Raw genomic sequence first — 21,207 nt, forward strand, 5'->3', positions numbered from 1 at the left:
GGATCAGCGCGCGACCGCGATGCCGTCGGCGGCGAGCGCGCCGAGCACGAACCGGCAGCGCGCTTCGACCTCCACGCATGGCAGCTCGACGAGCCGATAGCCGAGCGCGCCATAGACCTGCCTCATCACCTCCGCGGTGCGCACCGCCTCGGCGTAATCCTGCTTGCGCTCGGCGTCGCGCGCATAGATTTCGGGCCACGGCGGCGCGAGGAACACCAGGCTTCGATAGCGATAGTGCCGCGCCGCCGCCAGCGCGTGCGGCGGCACGGGCAGCCCGCACAGCGTCAGATAGCCGATCACGTCAGGCACACCGCGATCGAAGAACACCGGCCCGGCACCGCGCGCCGCCTCGCGCCGGGCCAGCGCATAGGAACGCATTTCCCAGCCGAGCATCAGTTCCGCGAACGCCGCGCGATCGCGCCACGGCAGCGCCGGCCCGTCGATCGCGACCTGGTCGACGATCACGCCGCGCCCCGCCTCGTCGGTGCGGGCCAGCCCGCGCGCGGCCAGCGCGTCGACGAGCGTGCTCTTGCCCGCGCCGGGCCCGCCCGTCACGATGAAAAAAGGCGGCGCCTCGGCGCCGCCCGTTCCTGGTCCGCCTGCCTCGGCGGCCGGTTCGCCGTCATGCATCCGCGGTGCGCCGTCCCGCGCGCTGGGTGACCGACGCGGCCGTCGCCACGCTGCGCAGGTCCGAGACGAACGAATCGCGCCACACCGAGAGATCGTTGCGCTTGAGCGCGGCGAAGTTGCTGCCATGCCGCTCGCGCCGCTCGCCGAGCGGCATCGACAGCGCGCGCTCGAGCGCCTCGGCCATCTGCGAGAGGTCGGCCGGATTGACGATCAGCGCACCCGGCAGCTCGGCCGCGGCGCCCGCGAACTCGGACAGCACCAGCACGCCGGGATCGTCAGGATTCTGCGAGGCGACGTACTCCTTCGCGACCAGGTTCATGCCGTCTCGCAGCGGCGTCACGTAGCCGACGTGCGCGTGCCGGAACAGCGCCATCAGCAGGTTGCGCTCGTACTTGCGGTTCAGATACTGGATCGGCGTCCAGTCGAGCTGCGCGAAGCGGCCGTTGATGCGGCCCGCCTCCTGCTCGAGAGTCTGGCGAATCCGCTGGTAGGTCTGCACGTCGGAGCGCGTCGGCGGCGCGACCTGCACGAACGAGACGCGGCCCTGCCAGCCCGAGGCATTGGCCAGCATCCGCTCGAACGCCTGGAAGCGCTCGACCAGCCCCTTCGAGTAATCGAGCCGGTCCACGCTCATCACCAGCTTGCGGTCGCGAATCGCGTCGCGCAGCGAGGCCACCGGCTTGCGCTGCGCATGCTGGACCGCGGCCTCGGCGATCGCTTCCGGATAGACGCCGATCGGATAGGCGCCCACCTTCACGACGCGGCCGTGGACGTGCAGCATGCCGTCTTCGCTCGAGGTGCCGATGCCACGCCGTTCGATGTAGTCGACGAACGCCTGCTGATCCGATTCGGTCTGGAAACCCACCACGTCGTAGGCGCACATGCAGCGGATCAGTTCCTCGTGCGGCGGCACGGTGCGCAGCACCTCCGGCGAGGGGAACGGGATGTGCAGGAAGAAGCCGATCGGATTCTGCACGCCGAGCGCGCGCAGCGCGTGCGCGAACGGCAGCAGGTGATAGTCGTGGACCCAGATGATGTCGTCGGGCCGGATCAGCGCGCGCAGTTGTCGGGCGAGCGTCGCGTTCACGCGCTGATAGCCTTCGTACTCCTGCCGGTCGAAGCGCGCCAGATCCATGCGGTAGTGGAACACCGGCCACAGCGTGGCGTTCGAGAAGCCGCGGTAGTACTGGTCGTAATCGCGCCGCGTGAGCCCCACCGTCGCGTAGGTGACGTTGCCCTCGCGCTCGATCACCGGTTCGCCGGGCTCGCCGACGATCTCGCCGTTCCATCCGAACCAGATCCCGCCCGACTGCTGCAGCGCGTCGAGTACACCCACGGCGAGCCCGCCCGCCGATGGACGCGTGTCCTGCCCGGCTGCCACACGATTCGAAACCACGATCAATCTGCTCATACGGCCCTCCTGTGCTGGATACCCCGGGCGCCTGACGCAGCCGGGTCCCTCCGTCGCGAGCATGCGATATGCCCGGCGCGACGGCGTGGATATAACGATCGGACTGGACGGCGACGGCAACCGGCGCGAATGGCCGGCACCGCGATGCGGATGAAGCGGGGAGACGGCGCTAACGGCCGCCTCACGCGTCCTGCTCGGAACCGAGATCGCGCTGGTAGTCGATCCCTTCGGGGCGCGCGCCGCCCTGGTTGTGCTCGCCGTCCGCGGGAGCGTCGGGCCGCTCGGGCCTGGACGCGGCGGGGCCGGCGGGAGTCGTGCGGCGCGTGTCGCTGCCGCCTTCGGGGCGCGGGTTGCGCCGGGCACGGCGCATTGCAGGATGTCTCATCGAGCTGTGCGGCGCATCGCCGTTGAAACAGTGACGAGCCAGTGTAGGCTGGCCCGATCGATGCGAAGGTAACAATTACCTTCAATTTGTAACGATGCGACCCTGCCCCGAGCTTTTGTATGACACTATGCGCCGACCGGCGCCGCAAACGTTTTTTCCATCCTTTGCAATTCGGATCGGAACATTGCGGAACAATGAGCGCCGGTGCCGCGCGAGCAATCCGGACGCGGCGCATTCCCGACAGGACCGCATCCAGCATGAACTCACGCACCGCTTCGCCCCGGCGGCCGCCCCGCGTCGCGAGCCTCGCGCTCGCCGGCGCCGCGCTGTCGCTGCTGCTCTCCGGCTGCAACTCCCTCTACAGCGAAGGCGCGACCGCCGGCGCCGGTATCGCCGGCGCGGCGGTGGCCGCGAAGGTCACCAACAACGCGGCGGTGGCCACCGGCATCGGCCTCGGCGCGGTGGCCGCGGCGCGCGCCGGCGTGCAGTACACGCAGCGCGTCGCGCACACCTATTCGCAAGGCCAGATCGCGGACGCGGCGGGCCCGCTCGAAGTGGGCGGCGTCGCGCGCTGGGCCACGCACCACACGGTGCCGATCGAGGACGACGAGTTCGGCCGCGTCACGGTCAGCCGCCTGATCAGCGTCGGGCCGCTCGACTGCAAGGAGATCGTGTTTTCGGTGGACAGCGACGCGAAGCACGCGGCCGCGGCCGGCGCGGCTTCGGGGGCAACGGCGGCGTCCGCGCCGGCGGCGGCGTCAGCCACGCCGCCCGCGCAACTGGGTTCGTCGTTCTACGTCGCCACCATCTGCCGCGACGGGCCGAAGTGGAAATGGGCCTCGGCCGAGCCGGCCACGGCACGCTGGGGAGCACTGCAATGAGCGCGTGGCGCTGCGCGGCCACCGTCTGCGTGCTCGCGGCGGCGGTCGCGACGCTGCCCGGCTGCGGCTCGGTGGGCGCGGCGAGCGGCGCGCTGGCCGGCGCGGCCACCGGGCTCGTCACGGCCAACCCGGCGGTCGGCATCGGCGTGGGCATCGCCGTGCAGGCGGCCACCGACGAGGCCGTCAACCGCACCATGAAGCATTTCCAGGCGCATCAGCAGGACGTGATCGCGACCACCGCGGGCGGCCTGGCGGTGGGCGAGACGGCGCCGTGGAAAGTGAAGAACCGGCTGCCGATCGACAACGGCGAAGGCGAGGTGCGCGTGACGCGCGCGTTCTCGACGCCGCTCGCGCTCTGCAAGGAATTCGCGTTTTCGGTGAAGGACGGCGACCACCCGGCCGACTGGTTCATCGCGAGCGCCTGTCAGGCGCCGCAGGGCCGCTGGAGCTGGGCCTCGGCCGAGCCGGCCGTGGCGCGCTGGGGGAGTTTGCAGTAAGACGGAATAGCCGAGGCGGAATGAGGCAGGCGCGAGGCGGACAGGCACACGCTGCTGCGCGCCGCCGCCCCGCCGTCGATCAGGACTCGACGTCCTCGAGGCTGAAGATCTCGGTCTGGTCGTTGTACGAGAAGATCTCGCCGTAACGGCCCCAGTCGATCACCGAGTCGAGCGTTTCCTCGGCCGCGCTGTCGGACAGGAAATCCTCGAGCTCCTGCTCGAAGCGCACGCGCGGCGCGCGATGGCCGGGCCGCTCGTTGAGCACCTTCTTGATCCGCGCCGCGAGCGGCACGTGCCGTAGCAAATGATCGGCGAACATCAGCTTGCGCTCCTGCGTGCCGAACTCGGCGAACACGCGCGCCGGCGGCGTCAGGAACACGTCGCCCTCGCGCACGTCGGCGAAGCCGAGGTACTGCAGCACTTCGGCGATCGGGAACAGGTCGTCCACTTCCAGGTGCAGCGAGCGCGCGATTTCCGGCATGTCGGCGCGGCCGTGATACGGCGCCGCGGCCAGCGTTTCGATCAGGCCGGCCATCAGGTTGGTCGACACCTGCGGCAGCCAGCTGCCGAGCTCCAGCCCCTTCTTGGTCGCCTCACCGGTCTGGCGCGCCGTCATCTTCGCGTAGATGTCGTCGACGAGGCGGCGGAACGCCGGATCCAGACGGTTGCGCGGATGCTTGAACGGCACCTTGATCTCGGCGATCACGCGGCCCGGGTTCGATGACAGCACGAGGATCCGGTCGCACATGAACACCGCTTCCTCGATGTTGTGCGTGACGATCAGCACCGACTTGATCGGCATGCGGCCCTGCGTCCACAGGTCGAGCAGGTCGGTACGCAGCGTTTCGGCGGTCAGCACGTCGAGCGCCGAGAACGGCTCGTCCATCAGCAGGATGGTCGGATCGACCACCAGCGCGCGCGCGAAGCCGACGCGCTGGCGCATGCCGCCCGACAGCTCGCGCGGATAGGCGTTCTCGAAGCCGTCGAGGCCGATCAGGTCGATCGCCGCGAGCGCGCGCTCGCGCCGCTCGCGAGCGGCCACGCCGAGCGCCTCGAGGCCGGCTTCGACGTTCTGCAGCACGGTCAGCCACGGGAACAGCGCGAAGGTCTGGAACACCATCGCGACGCCCTCGGCCGGGCCGTTCAGCGGCTTGCCGAGATAGGTGACGTCACCGCCCGTCGGTTCGATCAGCCCGGCGATGATGCGCAGCAGCGTCGACTTGCCCGAGCCCGAGCGGCCGAGCAGGCCGACGATCTCGCCCTCGCGCAGCGACAGGTTCGCGCCGTCCAGCACGAGCAGCTCGCCCTGGGTCTTGTTGAAGCCACGGCTGACGTCCTTGACGTTCAGGATCTCGTCGCCCAGGCGCAGCGGCGCCGGCGTCGGGGCAGCATTCTGGTTTTGCATCGCGTTTCGCTCTCAATGAGTCTTAGTCGAGCCGCAGCTTGGCTTCGGCGTAGGCGTACAGCGGGCGCCACAACAGGCGGTTGAACAGCGTCACGAACAGCGACATGACGGTGATCCCCATGATGATCTTCGGATAGTCGCCGGCCGCCGTCATCTGCGCGATATAGGCGCCGAGCCCGTGCGCCTCGAATTTGGTGTCGCCCCACTGGACGAACTCCGAGACGATGCTCGCGTTCCACGCGCCGCCCGAGGCCGTGATCGCGCCCGTGATGTAGTACGGCATGATGCCGGGCAGGATCGCCTGGCGCCACCATTGCCAGCTGCGGATGCGGAAGTTGGTGGCGGCCTCGCGATAGTCGTTCGGGTAGGACGTCGCACCCGCGATCACGTTGAACAGGATGTACCACTGCGTGCCGAGCACGATCAGCGGCGACAGCCAGATGTCCGGGTTCAGCTTGTAGCGCGCGATCACGATCACGAACACCGGGAACAGCAGGTTGGCCGGGAACGCCGCGAGGAACTGCGCGACCGGCTGGGCCTTCTCGGCAAGCGCCGGGCGCAGGCCGATCCAGACGCCGATCGGCACCCAGATCACCGAGGCGATCGCGATCAGCAGTATCACGCGCAGCAGCGTGGCAAGGCCGAGCAGGAACACGTGGCCGACCTCGTCGAACGTCACGCCGGTGCTGACGAACGCCACCACGCGCCAGACCACGTAGGCGGTGCCGAGCAGCACCAGGATCGCCCAGCCGATGTCGGCGGCGCGCGAGGCCTGCTTCTCGACGCGCGGCAGCGTGAAACGCGCGGCGTCGAAGCTCGGCAGCCGGAACGGCAGCCGCGCCATCTTCGCGAACAGCCAGCCGGCCGGCACCAGCAGTTGGTGGATCAGGCGCGTGCGGCGCACCAGGTCGAGCAGCCAGGATTCGGGCGCGTCGCCGGAGCTGGTGTTCTCCATGCGGAACTTGTCGGCCCAGGCCACCAGCGGGCGGAACAGCAGCTGGTCGTAGGCGAGGATCACCACCGTCATGGTCAGGATCACCCAGCCCACCGCGTGCAGGTTCTGCTCGGTGATCGCCTGCGCCAGGTACGCGCCGATGCCGGGCAGCGTGATGGTGTGGTTGCCGACCGTGATCGCCTCGGAGGCCACCACGAAGAACCAGCCGCCCGACATCGACATCATCATGTTCCAGACCAGGCCCGGCATCGAGAACGGCACCTCGAGCTTCCAGAAGCGCTGCCAGGTGGTGAGGTGGAAGCCGCGCGAGACCTCGTCCAGGTCGCGCGGCACCGTGCGCAGCGACTGGTAGAAGCTGAACGTCATGTTCCAGGCCTGGCTCGTGAAGATCGCGAAGATCGCGGCCAGCTCGGCGCCCGCCACGCGACTCGGGATCAGCGCGAGGAAGAAGGTGACCGTAAACGAGATGTAGCCGAGCACCGGCACCGACTGCAGGATGTCGAGAATCGGCACCAGCACCATGCCCGCGCGGCGGCTCTTGGCCGCCAGCGTGCCGTAGACCAGCGTGAAGACGAGCGAGGCGACCATCGCGGCCAGCATGCGCAGCGTGGTGCGCAGCGCGTATTCGGGCAGGTTCGCGGGATCGAGCGAGATCTTCTGGGCGGAGAGCGTGGCGATCGGCGCCATCGTCTGGTGGAAACCGACCGCCGCCATCGCGATCACGCAGAGGATCAGCGGAAAGGCGATGAAATCCCAGCGGTTCGGCAGCACGCGCCACGCCGACGCGTTCGCGATCCGGTTCGGATTGAAACCAAAGTCCATCAGGCGCCCTCCCCGGTACGGCCGTTCGAGTCAAAAATTAAGGCCATCATGCACACACGACTCATGGTAAGGCGCGAAGCGCGGCGTTTCGTTATGACTGGCAATCGCGAATCGAGGCCACCGCTGCCCCGTCCGCCCCACCTTCCCGTCGTCGGCGAAACCGCCCGACGCGACGACGGCACGACACTACTACAACCCCTGTTTCAGGCACAAGCTTCCGGTGCGCAACGTGCTGACATCCACCGCGAATCGTGGAGAAATCGACCCAAAAACGGGTGGATCGCGGGATTTTGAAAGAACTCGCAAGCGGGCTGCAACGTGAGCGCGGCCGTGCAAGGGCGAATTATGCCGCGATCCGGCACGCGGCGAAACCCGCCCGGGTGCGGATGCAACAGCGGCGGCGCGCGTGTCCCGCGAAACGCGGGCAAACAGCCGCGGCGAAGCAGGTATGATCGGGTTTGCTTCGCAAGAACGAACGTCTACATGCAGGAGGGCTGAATGGCAGGAAATCTGGTTATCGTGTGCCGGGATCAGGATGCGGATGCGTTCTACACGCTGATGCAGGAGTACGGTGCGTTCCAGGCGCGGCTGTCGTCTACCGCGTGGTATCTGAACATGAACATCGTGCCGGAATCGCTGCAGGACGAGATCCTCGAGCGGCTCGGCAAATACACGACGCTGTACATCTTCGAGGCGACGAGCGTCACCTACAACACGATCGACAGCCACGCGGCGGAAACGCTCGGGTCGCTGTTCGGCGAGTAATTCGACAAGCCGGCGCGGCGCACTGCCGCGCCGTGCAACACAAAAGGGGCACCCGGCGAACGCCGGACAGCACCGCAGGGCAACGGGACACGCCGCGCCCGCCCCGAGCCGGCCGGCTCACGCCCCCACGGATTCGCGTTCGGGTTTCGGCACCACGTCGAACGGGAACACCATCGCGACCCGCAATCCCCCCTGCTCCTGATTGCCGATCCGGCACGCCCCGCCGATGCGCTGCACGAGCCGCTCGACGATCGCAAGCCCGAGCCCGCTGTGGCCGTTGCCGCCGCGCGCCGGGTCGAGCCGCACGAACGGCCGCGTCGCATCGGCCAGGTCGCGCTGCGCGATGCCCTTGCCGTGGTCGCTGACGCTGAGCAGGTAGCCCTCGCCGGTCCGCTCGGTGGCGATCCGCACCGGCGGCGCGCCGTAGGCGTGCGCGTTGTCGAGCAGGTTCGAGAGGATCCGGTCGAGCGTCGCGGCGGGCAGCCGGAACCCGCCGCCGGCCGCGAGCGCGATCTCGACGGGCGGCGCGTTCGGCGCGACCGCGCGATAGGTGCGCGCGATCCGCTCGCAGGCCTGGTCGACCTCCACCACCTCGCTGCGATCGGCGCCGCCGTGCGCGAACACGAGGAACTGGTCGACGATGTGCGACATGGAATCGACGTCGCGAACCACGCCGTCGCGCAGCCGCATGTCGTCCATCATCTCGGCGCGCAGCCGCATCCGCGCGAGCGGCGTGCGCAGGTCGTGCGCGACGCCGGCCAGCATCACGGCGCGATCGTTCTCGGCGCGCGAAACCTGCTCGACCATCTGGTTGAAGCCGCGCGTGAGCTGGCGCAACTCGCGCGGGCCGGCCTCGCGCACCGGCGGCACCGTCATGCCGCGGCCGAAGCGGCCCACCGCGCGCGCGAGCGAACGCAGCGGCTGCTGCAGCTGCCAGGCGGCGAACAGCGCCGCCATCACCGCGGCCGAGAAGATCATCCCGAGCCAGATCAGCATGCGGTCGCGCGAGCGGCGCGGGTGCAGCGGCTGCGCCGGCACCACGATCCAGTTGCGGTCGTTCGGCTCCTTCACCCACAGCACGGGCGGCTTGCCCGGCTGGCCGAAGCGCACTTCGGTGCCGGGCGGCATGCGATCGCGCAGATCGTCGAGGAAACGCTTCGGCGGCGGCGGCATGTCGGGGTCTTCGCGCGGCACGTCGGCGCTGTCGGGCGGCACGAGCCGCACGCGCGAGGGCAGCGGCTGGTCCGGGGTGCGCTGCTCGTGCTGGCGGACCGCGTCGACCAGGAACGCGGCCTCCTCCACCGCGTAGCGCATCTGCGATTCGTTGCGGTCGAGCCGGATCGCCAGATACCACGCGAAGTGCGACAGCAGCAGTACGCCCACCACCAGCAGCGCGAGCCGGCCGAACAGCGAATCAATGGGTCTGCGCATGGGCCTCGCCGTTGGGCACGAACACGTAGCCGCGGCCACGCACCGTCTGGATGAAGCGCGGCGTGGACGGATCGCTTTCCAGGATCCGCCGCAGGCGCCAGACCTGCACGTCGATGCCGCGGTCGGTGCCGTCGTATTCGGGGCCGTGCAGCAGTTCGAGCAGGCGCTCGCGCGTGAGCGTGCGCAACGCGTTGTTGACGAAGATCTTCAGCAGCGCGAATTCACTGCTCGACAGCGTGGCGGGCCGGCCGTCCACCGACAGCGTGCGGGCCTGAAAATCGAGCACGAAGCGGCCGAACGCGTAGGGCTCGCGCTGCTCGGGCGCGGCCGCCGACGGCGTCGCGCGGCGCCGGCGCAGCACCGCCTGGGCGCGGGCGAGCAGCTCGCGCGGGTTGAACGGCTTGCCGAGGTAGTCGTCGGCGCCGAGTTCGAGGCCGACGATGCGGTCGACGTCGTCGGCGCGCGCGGTCAGCATGATCACCGGGATGTCGTCGCCGGCCGCGCGCAGCTGGCGCAGCGCGGTCAGGCCGTCGACGCCCGGCATCATCAGGTCGAGCACGATCAGGTCGGGCCGTTCGCGCTCGAGGCGCTTCTCGAGCGAGGCGGCGTCGTGCAGCACCGACACCTCCATGCCCTGGCGCACGAGATAGTCGCGCAACAGGTCGCGCAGTTCTTGGTCGTCGTCGACGATGAGGATCTGGGTAGTCATGGCGTGAAGTTTACCGTGCGGGTTGGCGGGGCCGGCTGAAACATCCAGAGGAATGGGTTACTGGGAATTACCGCGCAAGCCGGATGTAATGCGCGGTAACCGGGGACAGCGCCGACGTAACACGGGCCTCGGGGCGCTTGGCTACGCTGCGTCTTACCGATGCGGACGGCGCCGGCAGCTTCGAGTACCGCACCGCCACGTCGACTCACCCATTCGATCAGGAGTCACCGCAATGTATAAGAAGACGTCTCGCATGGCTATCGCAGCCGCCGCCGTACTGGCCCTCTCGTTCGGCGCCGCCGCCCAGGCCCAGACCGCCAGCGCCCCCGTGCCGCCCGCCGGCGCGCATGGCGGCCCGGGCCACCACTGGCATCACCACGGCGGCCCCTACGCCGTGTTCAAGCGCCTGCACGACCAGCTGAAGCTGAACGCGCAGCAGGAGCAGCAGTACCAGGCCGCCGAAGCCACCGCGAAGCAGAACCACCAGGCGATGCGCCAGAGCTTCGAGCAGGCCCGCTCGCAGTTCCAGGCCGCGCAGAACCAGCCGATCCTCGACCTCGACGCGCTGCACAGCGCGCGCCAGCAGGCGGAACAGCAGAACACGCTGCTGCGCGAGCAGACCGAGCGCGCCTGGCTGGCGTTCTACGACGGCCTGAACGACCAGCAGAAGACGACCGTGAGCGCCGCGCTCAAGCAGCAGTTCGCGAACATGAAGGCGCACCACGACCAGATGAAGGCGCGCTGGCAGCAGCACCACGCGGCGCAGGCGACGGCGGCCTCGCAGTAAGCGCCGCCGCGCCTCGGCGCACCGGCCGGCCCGCGGCAGCGGCGCCGGCCGGTTTCGTTTTCTCGCCGGGCGGTGCCGGCGGCGTGGTGAATCCGCCACGCTCCTGCTGCGCGCAGCGGGCGGAGCAGCCGGCCCGCTTGGGCGGCCACGGCAGCCTCCTCCGCCGCAACCGCAGCCCCCGGGGCGGCGCGTCGCCTGCCTTGGGGCTGCTCGGCGCTGGCCCGGCCCTTGGCCTTCCGCGCCGACAATGGCGCCGCGCCCGCCCGCCATCGTTCGTCACCCCGCCGCCCCGCCGCCCCGCCGCCCCGCCGCCATCATTGTTGACAATCCCGCCGCTCCACCCGCACGCGCCCCGCGACACGATCCGCGGCGCCGGCCCGTGCCATACGGCATGCCGCCCCGCCCGCGCGCAGCACCAGTTAGCGCAGATCCCGAATCGAGATTCGACCTTGTGCACCGCCGGCTCGGGTAAAATACCGCCCTTTTGGCCGGCCGGCCCCCGCCCGCCCGATCGCCGAAGCTGCCGACACCGAATTTTGACTGACTAGAATACGGCCGGCGCGATGCGGGCGAAGGCCGGCGCGCGGCAGTCGCAAGAGGAATCAGATGAAGAAGCTCGCCCTGTGCGCAGCGCTCGCCGTGGTGGCGAGCGGCGCCGTCGCGAAGGAGTGGAAGACGGTCCGGATCGGCGTCGACGCCAGTTACCCGCCGTTCGAATCGGTCGCGAAGAACGGCGACATCGTCGGCTTCGACGTCGACTTGACGAAGGAAATCTGCACGCGCATCGCCGTGCGCTGCGCCTGGGTCGCGCAGGATCTCGACGGGATCATCCCGGCGCTGAAGGCGCGCAAGTTCGACATGATCGTGTCGTCGCTGACCGTCACCGACAAGCGCCGCGAGCAGATCGACTTCTCGGACAAGCTGTACGACGCGCCGGCGCGGATGATCGCGCCGGCCGGCTCGCCGCTGCGGCCCACGCTCGCCTCGCTCAAGGGCCGGCGCGTCGGCGTCGAGCAGGGGTCGACGCAGGAAACCTACGCGAAGACGTACTGGGAACCCCACGGCGTGACGATCGTGCCGTACCAGAACCAGGATCAGGTCTACGCCGATCTCGGGACCGGTCGGCTCGACGCCGCGCTGCAGGACGAGTTGCAGGCCGACTACGGATTCCTGCGCACGCCGCGCGGCAAGGGTTTCGCGTGGGCCGGCCCGGAAGTGACGGATCCGAAGACGATCGGCGACGGCACCGCGATCGGCCTGCGCAAGGAGGACACGGATCTGAAGGCGAAGATCAACGCCGCTCTCGCCGCGATGCACAAGGACGGGACTTACGACAGGTTGTCGCATAAGTACTTCTCGTTCAGCGTGTATTCGGCGAAGTAACCACGTTTCGGCCGGGCTTGCCGCCGCGCGTCACCGCGCACGGCGGCGAGCCCGGCACGAGGAAGTCGCCAGCCGCCCGGCGGAATCACCGGACGGCCCGACCCACATGCACGGGGCGTGCCGCCCGACCCGCGGCACGCGTCTTTCTCGGCGCGCGCGTTGCGCCGTCAAGGACTTCATATGTTTCTTCAAGGCTACGGCCCGCTGATACTTTCCGGCACCTGGCAGACCATCAAGCTCGCCGTGCTGTCGCTCGTCTTCGCGTTCGTGCTCGGCCTCGTCGGCGCGGCCGCGAAGCTCTCGCGCAACCGGATCTCGAGCGGCATCGGCACGCTCTACACCACGCTGATCCGCGGCGTGCCCGACCTGGTGCTGATGCTGCTGCTGTTCTACAGCCTGCAGATCTGGCTCAACCAGTTCACCGACCTGATGAACTGGGATCAGATCGACATCGACCCGTTCGCGGCCGGCGTGCTGGTGCTCGGCTTCATCTACGGCGCCTACTTCACCGAGACGTTCCGCGGCGCGTTCCTGTCGGTGCCGCGCGGCCAGCTCGAGGCCGGCGCCGCCTACGGCATGTCGAACTGGCAGGTGTTCTCGCGCGTGATGTTCCCGCAGATGATGCGCTTCGCGCTGCCGGGCATCGGCAACAACTGGCAGGTGCTCGTCAAGTCCACCGCGCTGGTCTCGATCATCGGCCTGGCCGACGTGGTCAAGGCCTCGCAGGACGCCGGCAAGGGCACGCTGCGTTTCTTCTTCTTCACGCTGCTCGCGGGGGCCATCTACCTCGCGATCACGACGATCTCGAACTTCGTGCTGATGTGGCTGGAAAAGCGCTACTCCACGGGCGTCCGCAAGGCTGACCTATGATCGAACTGATTCAGGAATACTGGCGCAACTACCTCTACACCGACGGCTATCACATCACCGGCGTGGCGATCACGCTGTGGCTGCTGGTGGTGTCGATCGGCCTCGGCTTCTGCCTGTCGGTGCCGCTCGCCTGCGCGCGCGTGTCGAAGCGCAAGTGGCTGGCCGGCGCGGTGTGGCTCTATACCTACGTGTTCCGCGGCACGCCGCTCTACGTGCAGCTGCTGCTCTGCTACACGGGCCTCTACAGCCTGCAGGCAGTGCGCGGCACGCCGCTCCTGAACGAGTTCTTCCGCGACGGCATGCACTGCACGCTGCTCGCGTTCACGCTCAACACCTGCGCCTACACCACCGAGATCTTCGCCGGCGCGATCAAGGCGACCGCCTACGGCGAGATCGAGGCCGCGCGCGCCTACGGCATGTCCACCTTCACGCTCTACCGGCGCGTGATCCTGCCCTCGGCGCTGCGCCGCGCGCTGCCGCTCTACAGCAACGAGGTGATCCTGATGCTGCACGCCACCACGGTGGCGTTCACGGCCACCGTGCCCGACATCCTGAAGATCGCGCGCGACGTCAACTCGGCCACCTACATGTCGTTCCACGCGTTCGGCATCGCCGCGCTCCTCTATCTCGCGATCTCGTTCACGCTCGTGTGGCTGTTCCGCCAGGCCGAGCGGCGCTGGCTCGCCTACCTGCGCCCGCAAGGCAAATAAACGGCGCGAGGACTCCTGATGAATTCCAAGATGCACAAGCTTTTCGTCGACGATCTCCACAAGCAGTACGGCAGCAACGAAGTCCTGAAGGGCGTGTCGCTGAAGGCGCACGCCGGCGACGTGATCAGCGTGATCGGCTCGTCCGGCTCGGGCAAGAGCACGATGCTGCGCTGTATCAACTTCCTCGAGCAGCCGAACGCCGGCCGCATCTTCGTGGACGGCGAGGAAGTGCGCACCGCGAAGGACAAGACCGGCGCGCTGAAGGCGGCCGACACGAAGCAGCTGCAGCGCGTGCGCACCAAGCTCTCGATGGTGTTCCAGCATTTCAATCTCTGGTCGCACATGAACGTGCTCGAGAACGTGACCGAGGCGCCGGTCCACGTGCTCGGGCTGTCGAAGCGCGAGGCCGAGGAGCGCGCGCGCGAGTACCTGGAGAAGGTCGGCCTGCCGCCGCGCGTCGAGAAGCAATACCCGTCGCATCTGTCGGGCGGCCAGCAGCAGCGCGTGGCGATCGCGCGCGCGCTGGCGATGCATCCGGACGTGATGCTGTTCGACGAACCGACCTCGGCGCTCGACCCGGAGCTGGTGGGCGAGGTGCTGAAGGTGATGCAGAAGCTGGCCGAGGAAGGCCGCACCATGATCGTGGTCACGCACGAGATGGGCTTCGCGCGCAACGTCTCGAACCACGTCATGTTCCTGCACCAGGGCCGCGTCGAGGAAGAAGGCGCACCCGCCGAGGTGTTCGGCAACACGCGCAGCGAACGCCTGAAGCAGTTCCTCTCGGGCAGCCTCAAGTAAGCGATCGCCAATACCGTGCCGGCTTCGCTGCCGGCACGGCACCGTCAGGCCCCCCCTCCCGCATTCCCCCGCGTTCCCCCGCGTTCCGCCGCCCTCTCCCGCCTCGCCCCCGCGCGCTTCATCGACGTCGTCAGCGACCGCCGCCGGGATTACCCGCATCGTCATGCATCGCCTCGCCGTTGCGATCGCACCACGTGTTCGCGTGCGCTTCGCGCGCATGCGTGGCGTCGCCATCATCCGTTTAGCAAAACGAAGTAAACATCTCTTTTTGTTTAGAGCCGTCGAACCTCATTTCTTTACGGAAAACTAACGATTTCCTCCGATTTTTCGGTACGCGCCTCACGCGACTGCGTCAATAGTGGCAATCCTTGACCCACTTTGCCGTAAGTCGTGGATGCCTTGTCGGACAAGGCATTCCCTGCGGTCGCAGCGTGGCGTAGCAACGATCGCGCCCTCTCTTTATGGCAATTTGGAGACACCAGCTAGTCAAACAACGATTTTCGTCGCCATCAAAGTGTATTTTTGCTAAATTAGTAACCAAAGTAGCAAAACGAAAGTCATGAAATGTAGTTTGACTTCATGACAACAGGAGACCCCGGCTTGCCTGCCCGGCAAAACGGCCTGCAAAACGGTTCAGTCCGCACGTATCGCGTCCGCCTATCCGGCAGCCGCACGCGGTCTCCCTGGTTATCCCATGTTGACCGGACGCATTCAGCGTCCGGCATCTTGCGCAGTTGGTGGGTTGACTTTTTGACAGGGTATGGAGGAGATGATGAAGAAAGCATTGCTGGCGGCAGCACTGATGACTGCCGGAGTGGCAGCGCAGGCACAAAGCAGCGTGACGCTGTACGGCCGCCTGGACGCCGGGCTCGAGTACATGAACGGCCTGCAGAACGGTCACAGCATCCGCGCGGAAAGCGGTGACTGGGGCACGAGCCTGTGGGGCATCAAGGGCACCGAGGACATCGGCGGCGGCTACAAGGTCCTGTTCCACCTCGAAGGCGCCTTCAACACGATGACGGGCGCCATGGGCTCGACCGGTACGATCTGGGATCGTTTCGCGACGGTCGGGATCTCGAACGACGCCTACGGTACGCTGCTGCTCGGTCGCGAACTCGCGATCGCCAACGGCGTGTGGGACTTCGATCCGTTCGGCCAGTCGAACTGGTCGACCGCCTCGCTCGTGCGCGGTCGTAACTGGAACAAGACCAGCAACAACATTTCGTACCAGTCGCCGTCGTTCTACGGCTTCGACGCCTACGGCCAGTACTCGCTGTCGAACCAGACGACCTACAACGGCGGCACCGGCGCCGCGGGCAGCCAGGGCCGCAGCGACGGCCTGCAGCTGACCTACACGAACTCGCTGTTCCAGGTTCGCGGCCTGTTCGACGAAACGCGTGACGGCGCGACCGGCAAGTTCGACGACGTGTTCAACTTCTCGCGCGAATACTTCGCCGGCGCGAACGTGTTCCTCGGCCAGTTCAAGCTGCAGGTGTCGTACCAAAGCTCGCACGCCGACAGCGGCGGCCCGGCCGTCAACAACGGCATCACGACGACGCAGCAGGTGTGGGGCGGCGTGACGTGGCAGGCAACGCCGGCGGCGGCGCTGATCGCGGCGGTGTACCACGTGAACGCGAACAATGGCGGCGGCAACGCGACAATCTACACGATCGGCGGCTCGTACAACCTGTCCAAGCGCACGCTGCTCGACCTGCAGGCGGCCACGGTTCGCAACAGCAAGACCGCGAACTTCAGCCTGAACGCGAACGGCGCGGGCACCTCGGTCGCTTCGGGCAACCCGAAGGCCGGCGGCTCGCAGACGGGCGTCTACGCCGGCATCCAGCATCTGTTCTGATCGTCGGCGACGAACCGGAACCCAGACTTAGAACTGAAAGTTTCACGCTGCTGCGAGAGGCGCGTATCGGTGCGGTACCCCAACGGGTATCGCACCGTTTTTTATTGGCGGCCCGGACCGGTGACGCGGCGCGAATCGAACCGTCCGCGAACTGCCCCAAATGAAAACGGCCCGGAGAGCCGGGCCGGACCGGACGCGGCAGGCCGCGCCCCGATCGTCATGCATGAGCGGACACCACGCCGCCGCGCGGGCTCAGACCGCCGCTTCGTTCTCCTCGCCGGTGCGGATCCGGATCACGCGCTCGACGTCGGACACGAAGATCTTGCCGTCGCCGATCTTGCCGGTGCGCGCGGCGCCGATCACGGCGTCGATCACCTGGTCGACCTGATCGGCCGCGACCACCACCTCGATCTTCATCTTCGGCAGGAAATCGACGACGTATTCGGCGCCGCGATAGAGTTCGGTGTGGCCCTTCTGGCGGCCGAAGCCCTTCACTTCCGTCACGGTGAGGCCGGTCAGGCCGACCTCGGCGAGCGCCTCGCGGACTTCGTCGAGCTTGAACGGTTTGATGATGGCGGTAATGCGTTTCATGATGATGCTCCGGTAAAGGGATGACTGGAACGGATTCTACGCGCGGCGCCCCGTCAGTCGATACGCTCGGTGAAGCGCGACGTGATCGGGTAGCGCCAGTCGCGGCCGAACGCGCGGTGCGTGACGCGAATCCCGATCGGCGCCTGGCGCCGCTTGTATTCGTTGATCTTGATGAGCCGCGTGACGCGCGTCACGTCGGCCTCGTCGTAGCCGGCCGCGACGATCGCCGCGAGCGGCTGGTCCTCTTCCATGTACATGCGCATGATCGCGTCGAGCGCATCGTAGGGCGGCAGGCTGTCCTGGTCGGTCTGGTTCTCGCGCAGCTCGGCGGACGGCGCGCGCGTGAGGATCCGCTCCGGGATCACGTCGGTCGCGCCGAACTCGCCGGCCGCGTTGCGGTAATGGCAGAGCCGGTAGACCAGCGTCTTCGCGATGTCCTTGATCACGGCGAAGCCGCCCGCCATGTCGCCGTAGAGCGTGCAGTAGCCCACCGCCATCTCGCTCTTGTTGCCGGTGGTCAGCACGATCGAACCGAATTTATTCGATAGCGCCATCAGCAGCGTGCCGCGAATCCGCGCCTGGATGTTCTCCTCGGTGGCGTCCTCGTCGCGGCCCGCGAACTCGTCGGCGAGCGCGCCGCGGAACGCGTCGAACATCGGCGCGATCGCGATTTCGTCGTAGCGCACGCCCACCCGGCGCGCCATCTCGGCCGCGTCGGTGGTGGAGATGTCGGCCGTGTAGCGCGACGGCATCATCACGGCGCGCACGCGCTCGGGGCCGAGCGCGTCGCAGGCCACCGCCAGCACCAGCGCCGAATCGACGCCGCCCGACAGGCCGATCAGCGCGCCGGGAAACCCGTTCTTGCCGATGTAGTCGCGCACGCCGAGCACCAGCGCGCGGTAGACCTGCGCCTCGACCGACAGCGGCGCCGCGATCGCGGCCGGCAGCGGGCGCGCGCCGTCGAACTCGACGATCGCGTGGCCGGCCTCGAACTGCGGCATGCGCGCGACCAGTTCGCCCGCGCCGTCGAGCACGAACGAGCCGCCGTCGAACACGAGCTCGTCCTGCCCGCCCACCAGGTTCACGTAGACCACCGGCAGGCCCGTCTCGCGGATTCGCTCGCGCACGATCCCGACGCGCACCGCGTCCTTGTTCATGTGATACGGCGAGCCGTTCGGCACCAGCAGCACCTCGGCGCCGGCCGCCTTCGCGAGCTGGGCGGCCGAGGCATGCCAGGCGTCCTCGCAGATGATCACGCCGAAGCGCGTGCCGTTCAGCTCGAACACGCACGGCTGCGGATCGGTGGCGAAGTAGCGCTTCTCGTCGAACACCTCGGTGTTCGGCAGATCCTGCTTGCGGTAGGTGGCCGCGATCGCGCCGCCCGCGATCAGCGACGCCGCGTTGTAGGTGTCCACCGGCGTCGCGCCGCGCCCGATCGGGCGGTTTGCATTACCATCGGCGCTGGGCGTGCGCAGCGGATGGCCGACCAGCACCGCGAGCCCCTCGAACGGCTTCAGGCGCTCGGCCAGCGTCGCCAGCGCCTCGGCCGCCTCGCTGTAGAACGCCGGGCGCAGCAGCAGGTCCTCGGGCGGATACCCCGACAACGCGAGCTCCGGCGCGACGAGCAGCTGCGCACCATCGTTGTGCGCGGCGCGCGCGGCCTCGACGATGCGGGTGACGTTACCGGCGAAATCGCCGACGGTGACGTTGAGTTGGGCGAGAGCGATACGGGTTTTCATGACGGAATCTGCGCGGCCTCGCGGGTCGCGTGACGAGCGCCTCCGGGCGCATCACCGGTGCGCGCCGCGTCGCGCGCGCCGAACGAAACGGGTCTCTGACGGTTGAAACACGAACGCAACGATTATCGCATGGGGCTCCTGTCGTCTCCGCTCGAAACGAGCGCCGACGAATGGAACGCCCTCGTCGAACGGCAGGCGCATCCCACGCCGTTCCTGCGCCACGAATTCCTTGCCGCGCTGCACGCCACCGGCTGCGCGACCGGCGAGACCGGCTGGTCGCCGAACTTCGTCACGCTCACCGACCCGGCCACCGACGCGCTGGTGGCCGCCGCGCCGCTCTACGCCAAGCAGCATTCGTATGGCGAATACGTGTTCGACTGGGCCTGGGCCGACGCCTACCAGCGCAACGGCGTGCCGTATTATCCGAAGCTGCTCTGCGCGGTGCCGTTCACGCCGGTGCAGGGCACGCGCCTGATCGCCGACAACCCGCGCGCGCGCCGCCAGCTCGCGGCCACGCTGGTCGCGCTGGCCGAGCAGAGCGAGGTGTCGTCGCTGCACGTGCTGTTTCCGACCGCTGACGAAGCCGCGCTGCTCGACGAGATGGGCATGATGCTGCGCGAAGGCGTGCAGTTCCACTGGCTCAACGACGGCTACCGGCACTTCGACGATTTCCTCTCGACGCTCGAGCAGAAAAAGCGCAAGAACATCCGCGCCGAGCGGCGCAAGGTGGCCGAGGCCGGCGTCACGTTCCGCCGCGTGCGCGGCGAGGATGCCACCGACGCCGACTGGCGCTTCTTCTCGCGCTGCTACCGGCAGACCTACCGCGAACACTATTCGAGCCCGTACCTGAACCTCGACTTCTTCCGGCAAATCGGCGAGACCATGCCGGAGAACCTGCTGCTCGTGATCGCCGAGGCCGACGGCAAGCCGATCGCGAGCGCGCTGGCCGTGTACCGGCGCGATCCGGCCGGCGGCGGCACGCTCTATGGCCGCTACTGGGGCGCGCTCGAACACGTCCCCTGCCTGCATTTCGAGGCCGCCTACTATCAGCTGCTGGAATTCTGCATCGAGGAGAAGCTCACCGCGTTCGAGGGCGGCGCGCAGGGCGAGCACAAGCTCGCGCGCGGCTTCATGCCGACCGTCACGCGTTCGGCGCACTGGCTCGCGCATCCGGCGTTCTCGGACGCGGTCGGCGATTTCCTCAAGCGCGAGACGGGGCAGATCCACGCCTACGTGGACGAGTTGCGCGAGCACAATCCGTTCAAGGACGGCGCGCTGAAGGACGGTGCGCCGTGAGCGCGGCTGTTCCGACACCCTGACGGCTCCGCTTCCCGCCGCCCCGCCATGTCCTGGTTCCTGTATCTGATCGAATGCGACGACGGCAGCGTCTACACCGGCATCACGACCGACGTGGACGCGCGTTTCGCGCGGCACGCGAACGGCACCGGCGCGCGCTACACGCGCTCGCGCAAGCCGCGCGCGGTGCTCGCGGCGTTCCCGCTGGCCGACCGCTCGATCGCCTCGCGCGCCGAATACTGGGTCAAGCGCCTGACGCCGGCGCGCAAGCGCGAACTCGCGAGCGGGCTGCGCACGCTCGATTCGGTGCTGCCGGCCGGTGTCGTGGCGGTGCTTGAAGCACCGGCGGCCGATGCGCTGGATCCGCTCGATGCACCAACCGGCTTCGGTTCGTTCCATGCCGGCGGCGCTCCGTGGGCCATCGACAGCCTCGACGCCATCGCGCCCGACCCGCAGCCGGAGAGGGCCGTCATCGCGGGCCGCCGTGCCCGCGCCGGCAAGCCGGACGCCGCGCGCCCGGCCACCGGCCGATCCGGCCACCGCGTCTGCGCCGCCTCATAGCCGCCGCCTCATAACCGACCCGGCCAAAAACAAAACCGCGCGGCCCCTAAACGGGACACGCGCGGTCTGACACCACGTCGCGAGCGCGGCCTTGCCGGCCGCTCGCCTCGCGCAGCCTTACTTCTTCGCGTTCGCGAGGCCTTCGGTGATTTCCTTGTGCGCGGCGTCGATGCCGGCCCAGCCCTCGACCTTCACCCACTTGCCCTTCTCGAGCGCCTTGTATTGCTCGAAGAAGTGCTTGATCTGGTCCTTCAGGTACTCGGGCACGTCGTCGATCGACTTGAGGTTGGCCGTCATCGGGCAGACCTTGTCGTGCGGCACGGCGATCAGCTTCGCGTCGACGCCCGACTCGTCGGTCATCTGCAGCATGCCGAGCGCGCGCGAGCGCACCACCGAGCCGGCCAGCAGCGGGAACGGCGTGATCACCAGCACGTCGACCGGATCGCCGTCGCCCGACAGCGTCTGCGGAATGAAGCCGTAGTTGACCGGGTAGCGCATGCCGGTGCCGACGAAACGGTCGACCACCAGCACGCCGAGGTCCTTGTCCGCTTCATACTTGACCGGGTCGCTTTGCGCCGGAATTTCGATGATGACGTTGAAATCGTGCGGCAGATCCTTGCCGGCCGGAACATTGCTGAAGCTCATGAGCACTCTCTGCATGACGATGGAAAACGGCACGGGGCGCCAACCGGCGCGGCCCGCGAAGAGCCGCCATTATAGCCAATC

21 protein-coding genes are annotated in these 21,207 nt (G+C 68.2%); 11 read left to right on the top strand and 10 right to left on the bottom strand.

Annotation, left to right across the window (positions count from 1 at the left end; translation table 11 throughout):
- Positions 1-3: 3 nt before the first annotated feature.
- The 3 genes from BpN12_RS29510 to BpN12_RS29520 form a co-directional block, all read right to left on the bottom strand.
- Positions 4-630 (bottom strand): AAA family ATPase, encoded by a 627-nt coding sequence (locus BpN12_RS29510; protein ID WP_246795691.1) that lies wholly within the window; start codon positions 628-630, stop codon positions 4-6.
- Positions 623-2,041 (bottom strand): alpha,alpha-trehalose-phosphate synthase (UDP-forming), encoded by a 1,419-nt coding sequence (otsA, locus tag BpN12_RS29515; RefSeq protein WP_246795692.1) that lies wholly within the window; start codon positions 2,039-2,041, stop codon positions 623-625. Before otsA ends, BpN12_RS29510 begins: the two co-directional genes overlap by 8 nt.
- 181 nt (positions 2,042-2,222) lie before the next feature.
- Complete coding sequence (locus tag BpN12_RS29520; RefSeq protein ID WP_246795693.1) at positions 2,223-2,426, bottom strand: hypothetical protein; 204 nt, start codon at positions 2,424-2,426, stop codon at positions 2,223-2,225.
- Between the two features lie 257 nt (positions 2,427-2,683).
- Between BpN12_RS29520 and BpN12_RS29525 the strand changes: the two genes are divergently transcribed.
- Together BpN12_RS29525 and BpN12_RS29530 are read left to right on the top strand one after the other, a co-directional pair.
- On the top strand, positions 2,684-3,307 hold the full coding sequence (locus BpN12_RS29525; protein WP_246795694.1) for a hypothetical protein: 624 nt from the start codon (positions 2,684-2,686) through the stop codon (positions 3,305-3,307).
- Positions 3,304-3,804: a hypothetical protein gene (locus tag BpN12_RS29530; RefSeq protein WP_246795695.1), complete on the top strand. Its 501-nt coding sequence runs from the start codon at positions 3,304-3,306 to the stop codon at positions 3,802-3,804. Before BpN12_RS29525 ends, BpN12_RS29530 begins: the two co-directional genes overlap by 4 nt.
- 79 nt (positions 3,805-3,883) lie before the next feature.
- Here the strand turns inward: BpN12_RS29530 and BpN12_RS29535 are convergent, their stop codons facing one another.
- Together BpN12_RS29535 and BpN12_RS29540 are read right to left on the bottom strand one after the other, a co-directional pair.
- Positions 3,884-5,209: an ABC transporter ATP-binding protein gene (locus BpN12_RS29535; RefSeq protein WP_246795696.1), complete on the bottom strand. Its 1,326-nt coding sequence runs from the start codon at positions 5,207-5,209 to the stop codon at positions 3,884-3,886.
- Between the two features lie 22 nt (positions 5,210-5,231).
- Entirely contained in the window at positions 5,232-6,986 is a 1,755-nt protein-coding gene (locus tag BpN12_RS29540; protein ID WP_246795697.1) for an ABC transporter permease, read from the bottom strand.
- A gap of 498 nt (positions 6,987-7,484) precedes the next feature.
- Between BpN12_RS29540 and BpN12_RS29545 the strand changes: the two genes are divergently transcribed.
- Positions 7,485-7,751, top strand: coding sequence for a double-stranded DNA-specific endonuclease (locus BpN12_RS29545; protein WP_015876700.1), 267 nt, complete (start codon positions 7,485-7,487; stop codon positions 7,749-7,751).
- 117 nt (positions 7,752-7,868) lie between these two features.
- Here BpN12_RS29545 and BpN12_RS29550 read toward each other — a convergent pair whose 3' ends face one another.
- Entirely contained in the window at positions 7,869-9,182 is a 1,314-nt protein-coding gene (locus tag BpN12_RS29550; RefSeq protein WP_246795698.1) for an ATP-binding protein, read from the bottom strand.
- On the bottom strand, positions 9,166-9,891 hold the full coding sequence (locus BpN12_RS29555) for a response regulator (protein ID WP_042625724.1): 726 nt from the start codon (positions 9,889-9,891) through the stop codon (positions 9,166-9,168). Before BpN12_RS29555 ends, BpN12_RS29550 begins: the two co-directional genes overlap by 17 nt.
- A 232-nt stretch (positions 9,892-10,123) precedes the next feature.
- On the opposite strand from BpN12_RS29555, the gene BpN12_RS29560 reads away from it, so the two are divergent.
- From BpN12_RS29560 to BpN12_RS29585, 6 genes are all read left to right on the top strand, one after another.
- The gene (locus tag BpN12_RS29560; protein ID WP_246795699.1) at positions 10,124-10,678 is read left to right on the top strand and encodes a periplasmic heavy metal sensor; all 555 of its coding nucleotides are present in this window, start codon (positions 10,124-10,126) and stop codon (positions 10,676-10,678) included.
- A gap of 606 nt (positions 10,679-11,284) precedes the next feature.
- A complete protein-coding gene (locus tag BpN12_RS29565; RefSeq protein ID WP_246795700.1) occupies positions 11,285-12,061 on the top strand; it encodes an ABC transporter substrate-binding protein in 777 nt (258 codons plus the stop codon).
- Positions 12,062-12,241: 180 nt separating this feature from the next.
- Positions 12,242-12,931, top strand: coding sequence for an ABC transporter permease (locus tag BpN12_RS29570; protein ID WP_246795701.1), 690 nt, complete (start codon positions 12,242-12,244; stop codon positions 12,929-12,931).
- Positions 12,928-13,641 (top strand): ABC transporter permease, encoded by a 714-nt coding sequence (locus tag BpN12_RS29575; RefSeq protein WP_015876706.1) that lies wholly within the window; start codon positions 12,928-12,930, stop codon positions 13,639-13,641. Before BpN12_RS29570 ends, BpN12_RS29575 begins: the two co-directional genes overlap by 4 nt.
- Positions 13,642-13,659: 18 nt before the next feature.
- Positions 13,660-14,439 (top strand): ABC transporter ATP-binding protein, encoded by a 780-nt coding sequence (locus BpN12_RS29580; RefSeq protein ID WP_280529145.1) that lies wholly within the window; start codon positions 13,660-13,662, stop codon positions 14,437-14,439.
- Between the two features lie 769 nt (positions 14,440-15,208).
- Positions 15,209-16,294, top strand: a complete 1,086-nt coding sequence (locus BpN12_RS29585) for a porin (protein ID WP_246795702.1) — start codon at positions 15,209-15,211, stop codon at positions 16,292-16,294.
- A 252-nt stretch (positions 16,295-16,546) separates the two neighbouring features.
- On the opposite strand, the gene BpN12_RS29590 is transcribed toward BpN12_RS29585, so the two are convergent.
- Entirely contained in the window at positions 16,547-16,885 is a 339-nt protein-coding gene (locus tag BpN12_RS29590; protein WP_013699037.1) for a P-II family nitrogen regulator, read from the bottom strand.
- Between the two features lie 53 nt (positions 16,886-16,938).
- Positions 16,939-18,624 (bottom strand): NAD+ synthase, encoded by a 1,686-nt coding sequence (locus BpN12_RS29595; protein ID WP_246795703.1) that lies wholly within the window; start codon positions 18,622-18,624, stop codon positions 16,939-16,941.
- A 102-nt stretch (positions 18,625-18,726) separates the two neighbouring features.
- On the opposite strand from BpN12_RS29595, the gene BpN12_RS29600 reads away from it, so the two are divergent.
- Together BpN12_RS29600 and BpN12_RS29605 are read left to right on the top strand one after the other, a co-directional pair.
- The gene (locus tag BpN12_RS29600; RefSeq protein ID WP_246795704.1) at positions 18,727-19,920 is read left to right on the top strand and encodes a GNAT family N-acetyltransferase; all 1,194 of its coding nucleotides are present in this window, start codon (positions 18,727-18,729) and stop codon (positions 19,918-19,920) included.
- A gap of 48 nt (positions 19,921-19,968) precedes the next feature.
- Positions 19,969-20,481, top strand: coding sequence for a GIY-YIG nuclease family protein (locus BpN12_RS29605; RefSeq protein ID WP_246795705.1), 513 nt, complete (start codon positions 19,969-19,971; stop codon positions 20,479-20,481).
- A gap of 117 nt (positions 20,482-20,598) precedes the next feature.
- On the opposite strand, the gene ppa is transcribed toward BpN12_RS29605, so the two are convergent.
- Positions 20,599-21,126, bottom strand: a complete 528-nt coding sequence (ppa, locus tag BpN12_RS29610) for an inorganic diphosphatase (RefSeq protein WP_246795706.1) — start codon at positions 21,124-21,126, stop codon at positions 20,599-20,601.
- Between the last annotated feature and the right edge of the window lie 81 nt (positions 21,127-21,207).

The organism is Burkholderia perseverans (genome assembly GCF_022870505.1).
Classification (GTDB): Bacteria; Pseudomonadota; Gammaproteobacteria; order Burkholderiales; family Burkholderiaceae; genus Burkholderia; species Burkholderia plantarii.